Source organism: Burkholderia territorii (assembly GCF_902833055.1).
GTDB classification, from domain to species: domain Bacteria; phylum Pseudomonadota; class Gammaproteobacteria; order Burkholderiales; family Burkholderiaceae; genus Burkholderia; species Burkholderia territorii.
The window spans coordinates 55,347-68,051 of record NZ_CADFEJ010000015.1 but is presented as its reverse complement, the minus strand read 5'-3'; the positions used below and the strand labels follow the sequence as shown (position 1 = coordinate 68,051).

At 69.4% G+C, this 12,705-nt stretch carries 10 protein-coding genes; 4 read left to right on the top strand and 6 right to left on the bottom strand.

Annotated elements, in window-relative coordinates:
* Positions 1 to 2 precede the first annotated feature (2 nt).
* Positions 3 to 2,558, bottom strand: coding sequence for a heavy metal translocating P-type ATPase (locus HW466_RS22690; RefSeq protein WP_174905903.1), 2,556 nt, complete (start codon positions 2,556 to 2,558; stop codon positions 3 to 5).
* Positions 2,559 to 2,639: 81 nt separating this feature from the next.
* On the opposite strand from HW466_RS22690, the gene cadR reads away from it, so the two are divergent.
* Positions 2,640 to 3,071, top strand: a complete 432-nt coding sequence (gene cadR / locus HW466_RS22685) for a Cd(II)/Pb(II)-responsive transcriptional regulator (RefSeq protein ID WP_059505566.1) — start codon at positions 2,640 to 2,642, stop codon at positions 3,069 to 3,071.
* Positions 3,072 to 3,139: 68 nt separating this feature from the next.
* Positions 3,140 to 3,712 carry a PadR family transcriptional regulator gene (locus HW466_RS22680; protein ID WP_060119717.1) on the top strand — a complete coding sequence of 191 codons (573 nt, stop codon included), beginning with the start codon at positions 3,140 to 3,142 and terminating at the stop codon, positions 3,710 to 3,712.
* Positions 3,713 to 3,737: 25 nt separating this feature from the next.
* Here HW466_RS22680 and HW466_RS22675 read toward each other — a convergent pair whose 3' ends face one another.
* The 4 genes from HW466_RS22675 to HW466_RS22660 all read right to left on the bottom strand — a co-directional run bounded on the left by HW466_RS22675 (position 3,738) and on the right by HW466_RS22660 (position 8,186).
* Positions 3,738 to 5,165 carry an FAD-binding oxidoreductase gene (locus HW466_RS22675; RefSeq protein WP_174905909.1) on the bottom strand — a complete coding sequence of 476 codons (1,428 nt, stop codon included), beginning with the start codon at positions 5,163 to 5,165 and terminating at the stop codon, positions 3,738 to 3,740.
* Positions 5,166 to 5,193: 28 nt separating this feature from the next.
* Complete coding sequence (locus tag HW466_RS22670; protein ID WP_059452582.1) at positions 5,194 to 5,982, bottom strand: ABC transporter substrate-binding protein; 789 nt, start codon at positions 5,980 to 5,982, stop codon at positions 5,194 to 5,196.
* Between the two features lie 114 nt (positions 5,983 to 6,096).
* Positions 6,097 to 7,251 (bottom strand): pyridoxal phosphate-dependent aminotransferase, encoded by a 1,155-nt coding sequence (locus HW466_RS22665; RefSeq protein ID WP_060297075.1) that lies wholly within the window; start codon positions 7,249 to 7,251, stop codon positions 6,097 to 6,099.
* A 266-nt stretch (positions 7,252 to 7,517) separates the two neighbouring features.
* On the bottom strand, positions 7,518 to 8,186 hold the full coding sequence (locus HW466_RS22660; RefSeq protein ID WP_059505574.1) for a TetR/AcrR family transcriptional regulator: 669 nt from the start codon (positions 8,184 to 8,186) through the stop codon (positions 7,518 to 7,520).
* A 73-nt stretch (positions 8,187 to 8,259) separates the two neighbouring features.
* Here HW466_RS22660 and HW466_RS22655 point away from each other — a divergent pair, with 73 nt between their 5' ends.
* Entirely contained in the window at positions 8,260 to 9,912 is a 1,653-nt protein-coding gene (locus HW466_RS22655) for an acyl-CoA dehydrogenase family protein (protein ID WP_174905904.1), read from the top strand.
* Positions 9,913 to 9,940: 28 nt separating this feature from the next.
* On the top strand, positions 9,941 to 11,449 hold the full coding sequence (locus HW466_RS22650) for an AMP-binding protein (protein WP_151006550.1): 1,509 nt from the start codon (positions 9,941 to 9,943) through the stop codon (positions 11,447 to 11,449).
* Positions 11,450 to 11,546: 97 nt separating this feature from the next.
* On the opposite strand, the gene HW466_RS22645 is transcribed toward HW466_RS22650, so the two are convergent.
* Positions 11,547 to 12,686 carry a branched-chain amino acid ABC transporter substrate-binding protein gene (locus HW466_RS22645; RefSeq protein WP_059452578.1) on the bottom strand — a complete coding sequence of 380 codons (1,140 nt, stop codon included), beginning with the start codon at positions 12,684 to 12,686 and terminating at the stop codon, positions 11,547 to 11,549.
* Between the last annotated feature and the right edge of the window lie 19 nt (positions 12,687 to 12,705).

Sequence of the window (12,705 nt, the reverse complement as noted above, 5' to 3'; positions counted from 1 at the left end):
CCTCATCGCTTCGCCGCCGCGCCGTCGAACACGCCCGTCTTCGACAACAGCCGCAAGCCGTTGCCGACGACGATCAGGCTCGCGCCGGCATCGGCGAACACGGCCATCCACATCGTGCCGAGCCCCGCGACCGTGAGGCCGAGGAACACGATCTTCACGCCGAGCGCGAACCCGATGTTCTGCACCAGCACGCGGTGCGTCGCGCGCGACAGCCGCACGAACGCCGGGATCTTGCGCAGGTCGTCGTCCATCAGCGCGACGTCGGCCGTCTCGATCGCCGTGTCGGTGCCCATCGCGCCCATCGCGAAGCCGATGTCGGCGCGCGCGAGCGCCGGTGCGTCGTTGATGCCGTCGCCGACCATCCCGATCGCGCCCGCGCCGCCCGCCGACAGTTCCTCGACCGCCGCCAGCTTGTCCTCGGGCAACTGGTTGCCGCGCGCATCGTCGATGCCGGCCTGCCGCGCGATCGCCTGCGCGGTGTGCGGGTTGTCGCCGGTCAGCATCGCGGTGCGGATGCCGAGCGCGTGCAGATCGGCGATCGCCGCGCGGCTGGTGTCCTTGATCGTGTCGGCCACCGCGAAGATGCCGAGCACGCGCGTGTCGTCGATCAGCATCACGACGCTCTTGCCCTGCCGCTCGAGCGCGTCGAGCTTCGCCTCCAGCGCCGGCGAGCAGCGTTCGAGCTCCTCGACGAGCCGATGGTTGCCGAGCCAGTAGCGCGCACCGTCGATCGTGCCGCGCACGCCGCGCCCGACGAGTGCTTCGAAGTCCTCTACATCGGCGAATGCTGCCGTCTTCGCATCGCGCGCCGCGGCGGCGATCGCCTGCGACACCGGGTGATCCGAGCGCGCCGCGAGGCTCGCGCCGAGGTGACGCACGCGCGCCGCGTCGACGTCCGTCGCATGCACGTCGAAGTCGGTCTGCACCGGCTTGCCGTGCGTGATCGTGCCGGTCTTGTCGAGCGCGAGCCACGCGAGCTTGCGGCCTTCCTCCAGATATACGCCGCCCTTCACGAGAATCCCGCGCCGCGCCGCGGCCGCGAGCCCCGACACGATCGTCACCGGCGTCGAGATCACCAGCGCGCACGGGCACGCGATCACGAGCAGCACCAGCGCGCGATAGATCCAGTCGTGCCACGCGCCGCCCGTCACGAGCGGCGGCGCCACCGCGACCAGCAGCGCGACCGCGAACACGATCGGCGTGTACACGCGCGCGAACTGGTCGACGAAGCGCTGCGTCGGCGCCTTCGCGCCCTGCGCCTGCTCGACCGCGTGGATGATCCGCGCGAGCGTCGAGTTGGCGGCGACCGCCGTCACGCGATAGTCGAACGAGCCCGCTTCGTTGATCGTGCCCGCGTACACCGCGTCGCCGGCCGTCTTGTCGACCGGCAGGCTCTCGCCGGTGATCGGCGCCTGGTTCACCGTCGAGCGGCCCGCGACGACCTCGCCGTCCAGCCCGATCCGCTCGCCCGGCTTCACGCGCACGATCGCGCCAAGCGCGACCCGCGCGGCCTCGATCGTGCGCCACGTGCCGTCGGCGTCCTGCACCGTCGCGGTGTCCGGCGCGAGTTGCATCAGGCCCTGGATCGCGTTGCGCGCGCGATCGAGCGACTTCGCCTCGATCAGCTCGGCGATCGTGAACAGCACCATCACCATCGCGGCTTCCGGCCACTGGCCGATGGCCATCGCGCCCGTCACCGCGATGCTCATCAGCGCGTTGATGTTCAGGTTGCCGTTGCGGATCGCGATCCAGCCCTTCCTGTAGGTGGTCAGCCCGCATGCGAGTACCGCCGCGAGCGCCAGCGCCGCCGACAGCCACACCGGCAGGCCGGCCCAGCTGACGGCCTCGGACGCGATCGCGGCGACGCCGGCCAGCGCGAGCGGCCACCACGGCTTCGCGGGCGGCGGCGCGACGGGCGCGGCCGGTGCGTCGGCCGACGCGGCCTCCGGCGTCATCCCGAGCGTGCGGATCGCGTCTTCGATCGCCGGCTGCGCGCCGGGCACGTGTTCGACGCTCAGCATCCGCTGCATCAAGTTGAATTCGAGCGCGGACACCTGCTGCATCGCGCCGAGCTTCTTGCGGATCAGCGTTTCCTCGGTCGGGCAGTCCATCTGCATGATCCGGAACGCCGAGCGCACGTGACCCGATGCGGTCGAGCGCGAGGCCGGCAACGGCGCGAGCGTCAGCGCGGCCGGCGCGCAGCAGGCGCCGGCCGCGTGGTCGTGGTCGTGGTCGTGGTCGTGACCGGCATGGTCATGCGGCGCGTGGTCGCGCGAGCATGCCGCGCCGTGCGCATGTGCGCCGTCGTGCGCGTGGCCGGCATGGTCGCCGTGATCGTCGCGCGTGGCGCGCGCCGATGCGTGATCATGGTCATGATCGTGACCGCATGCCTGCGGCTGCGCGCGATGCGCCGCCGCTTCGCCATGCGCGTGCTCGCCGACCGCCGGTGCCGCGTCGGCAACGGTCGCCGCCTGCGTGTCGCACGTGTCGGCGCAGCACGCATCGGCGCCGCCGGCATCGCGGTGTCGTGGGTCGGGGGTACGCTGGGCGTCGGTCATGACAACCTCCTCTATGGCTTGACGGTGTAGAGTTAACACCCTGAAGCCACTACAAGGTCAACCCTTGCAAAGGAGAAAGCCATGAAGATCGGCGAACTGGCCAAGGCGGCCCGCTGCACGCCCGAAACGATCCGCTTCTACGAGAAGGAAGGGCTGATGCCGGACGCGGAGCGCACCGATTCGAACTACCGCAACTACACCGACGTGCACGTCGAGCGGCTGCGCTTCATCCGCAACTGCCGCGCGCTCGACATGGCGCACGACGAAATCCGCACGCTGCTGCAGCTCACGGACACGCCGGCCGACCCGTGCGATTCGGTCAACGCGCTGCTCGACGAGCACATCGGCCACGTCGACGCGCGCCTCGCCGAACTGACGCACCTGCGCGACCAGCTCACCGAATTGCGGCGCCAGTGCGTCGGCGAACACTCGGTCGAGGACTGCGGCATCGTCCACGGTCTGACGACGATGGAGACCGTCGCGCCGGCCGCGAAGCGCTCGCACCTCGGCTGAAACCCTTGTGGAATATGATGGTCTAGTTGATACTAGTTATATTCTGACTAGACATAACCGAACTATTCATGGCAACAAGCCGCCCGTCTCCGCTCGCGCTCGCGGTCCTCGCGACGCTCACCGAAACGCCCATGCATCCGTACGGGATGCTCCAGCAGTTGAAGGCGCGCGGCTATGACGAAGTCGTCAACGTCCGGCAGCGCACGAGCCTCTACCAGACGATCGACCGGCTGCTGCGCGACGGGCTGATCGCCGTGCACGACACCGAGCGCGACGGCGCGTTTCCCGAACGCACGCTGTACACGCTGACCGAAGCCGGGCACACGGCCGGGCAGGCGTGGCTGCATGCACTGCTCGCCGAGCCCGCGCGCGAGTTTCCGGCGTTCGGCGCCGGCCTCGCATTCCTGCCGCTGCTCGACGCCGACGATGCCCGCCAGCAACTCGAGCGCCGCATCGCCGCGCTCGAGGCCGAACGCGAGCGTCTGGAGTTGCTGCGCAACGCCGCGCAGAACGACCAGGTGCCGCGCCTGTTCCTGTTGCAGAACGAGCATGCGCTCGTGCTGCTCAATGCGGAGCTCGACTGGGCGCGCAGCATCGTCGAACACCTGAAGATCGGCGCACTGCGCTGGGTCGACGGCTGACGCGCCCGCCAGCGGCTCGCGCCGATCAAAGCACCTTGCCGGGATTGAGCACGCCGGCGGGATCGAGCGCCGCCTTCAGGCGCCGCATCAAGCCGATTTCCGCTTCGCTGCGCGTATGCGCGAGATACGCGCGCTTGAGCATGCCGATGCCGTGCTCCGCCGACACCGAGCCGCCCATGTCCCGCACGACCGCGTACACGCAGCGATCGATCGCGTCGGCGTCCGCGTCGCGCATGGCGGCGAGCGATACGCCGATATGCACGTTGCCGTCGCCCACGTGACCGAAGAACAGGCAAACGATATCGGGCCAGGCCGCACGCAACGCCGCCTCGCAACGCTCGGCGAACAGGCCGAGCTCGCCCGTCGGCAGGCTCACGTCGAAGTTCACCAGATGCGGCAGCGCATCGATCGCGAGGCCTTCGCGCAGCGTCCAGAGATCGCGCGCCTGCCGCTCGGACGTCGCGAGCGCCGCATCGTCGACGAGCCCCGCGTCGATCGCCGCCTCGAGGCCGGTTTCCAGCGCGTGGCGCGCATCGCCGCCCGGTGCGCTCGTCGCGCACTCGATCAGCACCGCGAAGCCGCCGTCGCCCGCGAACGGCGCGACGACGCCGGGCGTGTGGCCCGCGACGTAATCGTAGAAGGCCGGCCACATCGCTTCGAAACTGACGATTTCGGGCAGCGCGCGCAGGCGGTTCCACAACCCGACGACGGCGTCGTAGCCATGCACGCGGCAGAGCGCGGTGGCGGGCGCGGCCAGCTTCGGATGCAGCCGCAGCACGGCACGCGTGACGATGCCGAGCGTGCCTTCGCTGCCGATGAACAGGTGCTTCAGGTCGTAGCCCGCGTTGTTCTTCAGCATCCGGTTCATCGACGATACGACGGTGCCGTCGGCGAGCACGGCCTCGAGGCCGAGCACCTGCTCGCGCATCATTCCGTAGCGGATCGCGCGCGTGCCGCCCGCGTTGGTCGCCAGCATGCCGCCGATCTGGCACGAACCGCGAGCGCCGAGATCGACGCCGAACGTGAAACCCGCCGCGTCCGCGGCTTCCTGCACCGTCTGGAGCGGCGTCCCGGCGCGCACCGTCATCGTGCCCGCCGCCGCATCGATCGCCTCGACACCTGCGAAACGCTCCATCGACAGCACGACCTCGCCGCCCAGTGCGACCGCGCCGCGCGCGAGCCCGGTGAGGCCGCCCTGCGGCACGACCGGCTGCCCGAGCCGCGTGCACAGCGCGAGCGTGCGCGATACATCGTCGACGCTGCGCGGGCGCACCAGCGCGCGCGGCCGCACACCGGCCGGCTCGTTGTACGCGGTGAAGTAGCGCGGATCGATCTCGGCCGCCCGCGTGACCAGCGCGTCGCCCAGGCCGGCGACGAGCGCCGCCTCGAGCGCGTCGTCCGCCGGCAGCGCCGCAGCGTGGCCGCCCGTCTCTGCGGCGGCCTGTGCGCTCATAGCCTGGCTCTGCATCGTGCGTGTCCGCTTACTTCGCGGAGATGTCGATATCGCCGAAGTACTTCTGGCCGAGCGACTTCACCGTGCCGTCCGCCTTCAGCTTGTCGATGGCGGCATCGAGTTTCGCCTTCAACGCGTCGTCGCCCTTGCGCAGGCCGAACGCGATCCCGCTGCCGAGAATGCGGTCGTCGCGCACGGGCTGGCCGGCGAATGCGAAACCCTTGCCGTCCGGGCGCGACAGGAAACCGCGCTGGCCAGCCGGCGCGAGCACCAGCGTTGCGTCGAGGCGGCCCGCCACGAGGTCCGCATACGCCTGGTTCTGATCCTGGTACGCGACGACCGACACGCCGGCCGGCTCCCAGTGCGCCTTCGCGTAGGTTTCCTGGATCGATGCCTGCAGCACGCCGACACGCTTGCCTTTCAGCGATTCCGGCGTCGGCAGCAGGCCGCTGCCGGTGCGCGCGATCAGCTGCGTCGGCACGCGATAGATGATCGTCGTGAAGTCGATCGCCTGGCGCCGCTGCTCGGTTGCGTTCATCGCCGAGTTGATCGCGTCGAACTTGCGGCCCTTCAGTGCGGGAATCAGCCCGTCGAACGACGTCTCGACCCACTTGCACGACAGCTTCGCGGTCTGGCAGACGGCGTTGCCGACGTCGATGTCGAAGCCCTGCAAATCGCCGTTCGGCGCCTTCGACTCGAACGGCGGGTATTGCGCCTCGAGGCCGAAACGCAGCGTCTGCCCGTCGGCGAGCGCCGCGCCGGAACCGAGCGCGCACGCGAATGCGAACGCGAGCTTGAGGGTATGTGCATGCTTCATCGTGATCTCCTGGCTTGTCGGCCGGCGCCGCGCGTTCGCACGTGCTCCGGTTCCGTCGTTGACTTTCCGTGCGACGTACACGTCGCGTGCTTGGGGTGCGGGCCGCGCCCGCGGTTACAGCGAACGCAACCGCCGCGCGCCTTCGATCAGCGTCGCGTCGTCCTTCGAGAAACTGAGCCGGATCACGCCCGCGTCGGTGCCGTCGGTGTAGAACGCCGACAGCGGGATCGTCGCGACGCGCGCATCGCGGATCAGGCGCAGCACGAAGTCGCTGTCGCGCTCGTCCGAGAAGTGCCGGAACCGCGCGAGCATGAAGAACGAGCCTTCGCTCGGCAGCAGCTCGAAGCGCGATCCGGCCAGCTCGCGCACGAGCAGGTCGCGCTTGGCCTGGTAGAACGCCGACAGGCCGAGATAGCTTTCCGGCCGCGCGAGGATTTCCGCGAACGCGAACTGCATCGGCGTATCGGCCGAGAAGACCATGAACTGGTGCACCTTGCGGATCTCGTCCATCAGTTCGGCCGGCGCGATGCAATGGCCGACCCGCCAGCCCGTCACGTGGAACGACTTGCCGAACGACGACACGATCACGCTGCGCGCGGCGAGCTCGCGGTGACGCGCGACGCTCTGATGCTGCGCGCCGTCGAACACGACATGCTCGTAGACCTCGTCCGACAGGACGACGATGCCGGTATTGCGCGTGAGCTGCGCGAGCCGTTCGAGATCGTCGGCGGAGAACACCGTCGCGGTCGGGTTGTGCGGCGTGTTGACGATGATCATCCGCGTGCGCGGTGTGATCGCCGCGGCCACCTCGTCCCAGTTCACGCGGAAATGCTCGGGCGACAGCTTGATCGCGACCGGCGTCGCGCCCTGCAGCCGCACGATCGGCGCATAGCTGTCGAACGACGGCTCGAAATAGATCACTTCGTCGCCCGGATGCACGAGCGCGCTGATGCTCGCGTAAAGGCCCTCGCTCGCGCTCGCGATCACCGTGATCTCGGTGCCCGGGTCGTAGCGCGTGCCGTACAGCGCCTCCGTCTTCTCCGCGAGACGTTCGCGCAGCGACGCGACACCGGCCATCGGCGCGTACTGGTTGTGGCCGTCGCGCATCGCGCGCGCGACGCCGTCGACGAGCGCCGGATCGGGCGCGAAATTCGGCGCGCCCTGCGACAGGTTCAGTGCATCGTGCTGCGCGGCGAGCTGGCCGATCACCGTGAAGATCGTCGTCCCGACGTCCGGCAGTTTCGAACGGGGCGTGGTGGCGCTTCGCATGACTCCTCCTTCATATGTCTTTCGCGCCGGCCCGCGTGACGCGTGCGGCCCGGCTCATGACGCATGATTTAGCCCGAGCCAATAAGGGCGGACAACCGAAAGTTCGTCATGGCGGCCATGCATTTTTCTCATGGGGAGTCATGCGCGAGGCTCGATGTCGCGGCCATCTGGCCGGCCATGCATGCGCTTCAGGAATTTCCGCCGGGGCCGCTTCACACGCGGGCCCGGCTTGCACCGGCCGCCCGGACGCACGGCCACGCCGCGCGTCACGCGCCCGCGCTACCCAGGTAGGCGCGCAGCACGGCCTGCAGCTCGCCGCGCAGCGCGGCGAAGTCGAGCGCGGGCCCGAGCGTGAGCAGCGCCTGCGACACGCCGCCGTAGCACACCGCATGCGCCATCCGCGCGACACCGTCGAGCCGCGCGGCCGGCGGCGGATCGCTGCACCGTGCAAGCGCGTCGCGCCACAACGCGACATACGCGTCGTAATGGCGGCGGTACGCGCCGAGCGGCGACACCTGCCGCTCCAGCGCGAAGAACGCGCTCCACGCCGCGGCGTCGGCGGCGATCGCATCGACCTGCAGGTCGACGAGCGCGGCCGCGAGCTCGGCACGCGGCACGCCGCGCAGCCGCTGCGCCGCGTCGCGCAGCCGGTCGGCCAGCGCGAGCACGCGCCGGTGGATGCACAGCGCGGCGAGGCTCTGCTTGTCGCCGAAGTATTCGTAGAAGGTGCCCACGCTCACGCCCGCGACGGCCGCGATCTCGCGGATCGTCGCCTTCGCGTAGCCGCGCTCGAGCAAAAGCTGAACGAATGCCTGCTGGAGCGCATCGGACGTGGCCTGCGCGCGCGACTGGCGCGGCCGGCGGCGCAATGCGGGCGCGGGTTGCGCCGCCGGCTGGCCGGGCGGCGCCGGAACCTGAACATGTCGCGGCGGCATATTTGCTACTCTGAAATTCAGCGGAAACGTGTTTGAACGGCAGACCGCGAAGCACGAGACCGGAGACAGCCCGATGACCGAATCGACCCATGCCGTCACGAACCAGTTCGACGAACTGGTCGACTATAACCTCTTCGCCACCGACGTCGCGCTGCGCGACGCGCTGGTGCGCGCGGGTGCCGGCTGGGCCATGCCGCAGCTCGACGCGTACGGCGCGCGGCTCGGCAGCGCCGACACCGCGCGGCTCGCCGACGAAGCCAACCGTCACACGCCGGAACTGAACGCATTCGACCGGCGCGGCCGGCGCATCGACCGCGTCGACTTCCATCCGGCGTGGCACACGCTGCTCGGCATGTACCGCAACGAAGGCTTCGTGTCGCTCGCGTTCCGCGATCCGCGCCCCGGCCGCTGGGCCGCGACCGCCGCCGCCTTCTATCTGCACGGCCAGATCGAGGCCGGCACGCTGTGCCCGGCGACGATGACGCAAGCCGCGATTCCGGTGCTGCAGAAGGAACCCGCGCTGTGGGAGCTGCTGCGCGACAAGCTGTACAGCGACGACTACGATCCGCGCGACGTGCCGCTCGCCGGCAAGCGCTCGATCTGGTTCGGCATGGGCATGACCGAGAAGCAGGGCGGCTCAGACGTGCGCGCGAACACGACGCTGGCGAGCGCCGTCGGCGCGGGCGGACGCGGCGGCGAATACCTGCTGCGCGGCCACAAGTGGTTTTTCTCTGCGCCAATGTGCGACGCGCACCTGGTCGTCGCGCGCACCGAAGCCGGCAGCCCGTCGTGCTTCTACGTGCCGCGCTGGCGGCCCGACGGAACGAAGAACGCGGTCGAGATCCAGCGATTGAAGAACAAGGTCGGCAACCGCAGCAACTCGAGCAGCGAGATCGAGTTGAACGACGCATGGGGCATCATGCTCGGCGACGAAGGCCGCGGCATTCCGACCATCATCGAGATGGCCACGTACACCCGCCTGAACTGCGTGCTCGGCAGCGCGGCGATGCTGCGCCAGGGCGTCGTGCAGGCGATCGCGTACACGCGCCAGCGCCATGCGTTCGGCCGCGCGCTCGCCGAGCAGCCGCTGATGCGCACCGTGCTCGCCGATCTCGCGCTCGAAAGCGAGGCCGCGCTCGCGCTCGCGATGCGTCTCGCCGACGCGTTCGAGCGCGACGACTCGCCGCGCGAACGCGCGTGGAAGCGGATCGTCACGCCCGCCGCGAAATTCTGGGTCTGCAAGCGCGCGGTCGAGCTGACCGGCGAGGTGATGGAAGTGTTCGGCGGCAACGGCTACGTCGACGACGGCCCGATCGCGCGGCTGTTCCGCGAGGCGCCGGTGAACTCGATCTGGGAAGGCTCCGGCAACGTGATGTGTGTTGACGTGTTGCGCGCGGTGTCGCGGGAGCCCGACGCGGCCGCGGCGCTGTTCGCCGAACTGACCGAGCTCGGCGCGGGCGAACCGCGCATCCGCGCGGCGCTCGATGCGCTGCGCGCGATGCTCGCGGCACCGGCCGATACGCTCGAGGCGTCGGCCCGCGTGTTCGCGCAACGGCTCGCGCTCATCGCGCAGGCATGCCTGCTGAGCCGCGACGCGCCCGCGGCCGTCGCCGACGCGTTCATCGCGACGCGGCTGGCCGCGCCCGACTGGGGCCGCATCGCGGGCGGCTTCGATCCGCATGCGCTCGACGTCGCCGCGCTGCTGCAGCGCGCCTACCCGGCCTGACGCCGTACGCCATTGCTCAGGAGCCCCGATGAACCTCGTCGCCGCCCTCGATCGCGCCGCCCGTGCGACGCCCGACAAGCCGTTCCTCATCAGCGAATCCGAGACGATCACCTATGGCGCCGCGCGCGAGCGCTCGCATCGCGCGGCCGCGGTACTGAGCGCGCTCGGCGTGACTGCCGGCGATCGCGTGGCCGCGATGTGCTTCAACACACCGGCCTTCGTCGACCTGATGTTCGGCGCGTGGCGGCTCGGCGCGGCGTTCGTGCCGATCAACCACAAGCTGCAGGCGCCGGAAGTCGACTACCTGCTCGAACACAGCCGCAGCAAGGTGCTGCTGTTCGACGTGACGCTCGCGCCGGTGATCGAACGCATCGTGCACCCGGCGCGGCAGCTCGTGACGGAAGGCGAACTCGACGGCGTGCCGTGCTTCGACACGATGTGCGCGGCAATGGACGGACTCGCGGGCATCGAGCCCGCCGACGGCGACGTCGCGCAGATTCTCTACACGTCGGGCACGACCGGCCGCCCGAAGGGCTGCGTGCACAGCCATCGCACGGTGACGTTCGCGGCGATGTCGGCGGCGCTCCCGATCGGCATCGGCCGCAACGAGCGCACGCTGATGGCGATGCCGATCTGGCATTCGTCGCCGCTGAACAACTGGTTCGGCGGCACGCTGGTCGCGGGCGGCACCGTCGTGCTGCTGCGCGAATATCATCCGCTGCGCTTCCTGCAGACGATCGAGCGCGAGCGCATCACGCTGTATTTCGGTGCGCCGGTGTCGTACACGCTGCCGCTCGACAAGATCGACGGCTTCGCCGCATTCGACCTGTCGAGCGTGCGCGCATGGCTGTATGGCGGCGGCCCAATCGGCGCCGCGCAGGCCGAACGGCTCGCGCGCGCGTACCGCAGCAAAGCGTTCTTCCAGGTGTATGGGATGACGGAGACGGGCCCGGCCGGCACGACGCTGTACCCGGACGAGCAGATCGCGAAAGCCGGTTCGATCGGCCGGCACGGCGGCCCGGGTGTCGACCTGCGCGTGGTGCGGATCGACGGCGCCGACGCGCAGCCCGGCGAAACCGGCGAGATCTGGCTGAAGACCGACAGCATGATGCTCGGCTATCTCGATGACGCGGCCGCCACGCGCGCCGCGTTCTCGCCCGACGGCTGGTACCGCAGCGGCGACATTGCGCGAATCGATCAGGATGGCTATCTGTTCATCGTCGACCGGCTGAAGGACATGATCGTGACCGGCGGCGAAAACGTCTATTCGAAGGAAGTGGAAGACGTGCTGGGCACGCACCCGGACATCGCCGAGGCGGCGGTCGTCGGCGTCCCGCATCCCGAGTGGGGCGAGACGGTCGTCGCGCATGTCGTGATGCGCGCGAACGCGGCACCCGGCGCGGATGCGCTGCGCGCGTTCTGCGGCGAGCGGCTCGCCGCGTACAAGGTCCCGCGCGAGTTCAGGTTCGCGCAGGCGCTGCCGCGCACGCCGACCGGCAAGCTGCAGAAGTTCCTGCTGCGCAACCGGCCCGACTAGCGGCCCGACAAAAAGGCCACCGGACCGAATGGTCCGGTGGCCTGCGCACGCATGCCGGGCGACGCAGCGTTGCCGCCGCCCGCGACACGCGCGATGCTTACTTGCCGCCGATGCTCTTCAGCGGCTTCCACTCGCCCTTCTCGACCTTGTACATCGTGATGCCGCCGTTCTTCAGGTCGCCCTTCGCGTCATACGCGACGTGCGTCGACGTGACACCGGCCATGTCGGTCTTCGCGAGCACCGGCAGGTACTTCGCCGGATCGGTCGAATCGGCCTTCTTCATCGCGTTGAGCATCGCCATCGCGCCGTCGTACGCGTACGGCGAGTACGTCTGCACGTCTTCGCCGAAGCGCTTCTTGTACTTGTCGGCGTAAGCCTTGCCGCCCGGCATTTCTTCCAGCGGCAGGCCTGCCAGCGATGCGATCGTGCCGTCGGCCGCGTTGCCCGCGATCTTCAGGAACGTCGGCGTCTTCACCATCTCGCCGCTCATCAGCGGCGCGGTGATGCCGAGCGCCTTCATCTGCTTGACCATCGGCGCGGCCTGCGAATCCGCGCCGCCGTAGTAGATGAGGTCCGGCTTCGCGGACTTCAGCTTGGTCAGGATCGCCTTGAAGTCGACAGCCTTGTCGTTCGTGAACTCGCGGTCGACGATCGTCGCGCCGCCGGCCTTCGCGGCCTTCTCGAACTGGTCGGCGAGACCCTGGCCGTAGGCCGTGCGGTCGTCGACGATCGCGATCTTCTTCATGCCGAGATCCTTCGACGCGAACGTGCCCGCCACCGAGCCCTGCTGCGTGTCGGACGTCATCATGCGGAAGGTCGTCTTGTAGCCTTGCTGCGTGTATTCCGGCGCGGTCGCCATCGCGATTTCCGGAATGCCGGCGTTCGCGTAGATGCGCGAGGCCGGAATCGTCGTGCCCGAGTTGAAGTGGCCGAGCATGCCCTTGATGCCGTCGTCGACGAGCTTCTGCGCAACCGTCGTGCCGGTGCGCGGGTCAGCCTGGTCGTCCTGCGTGCTCAGCACGAACTTCACCGGCTTGCCGCCGATCTTCGGGTTCGTCGCGTTGAAGTCTTCCAGCGCGAGCACGATCCCGTTCTGCATATCCTTGCCGTAGTGCGCCTGGGCGCCCGTCATCGGCCCTGCGTAACCGATCTTCACGTCGTCAGCATGGGCCGTCCCCGCAAGCGACATGACGGCGACGAACGTCGCGCCTGCCAGCTTTTTCATCGTGTGTTGCATAGCATCTCCTTGGTACCAG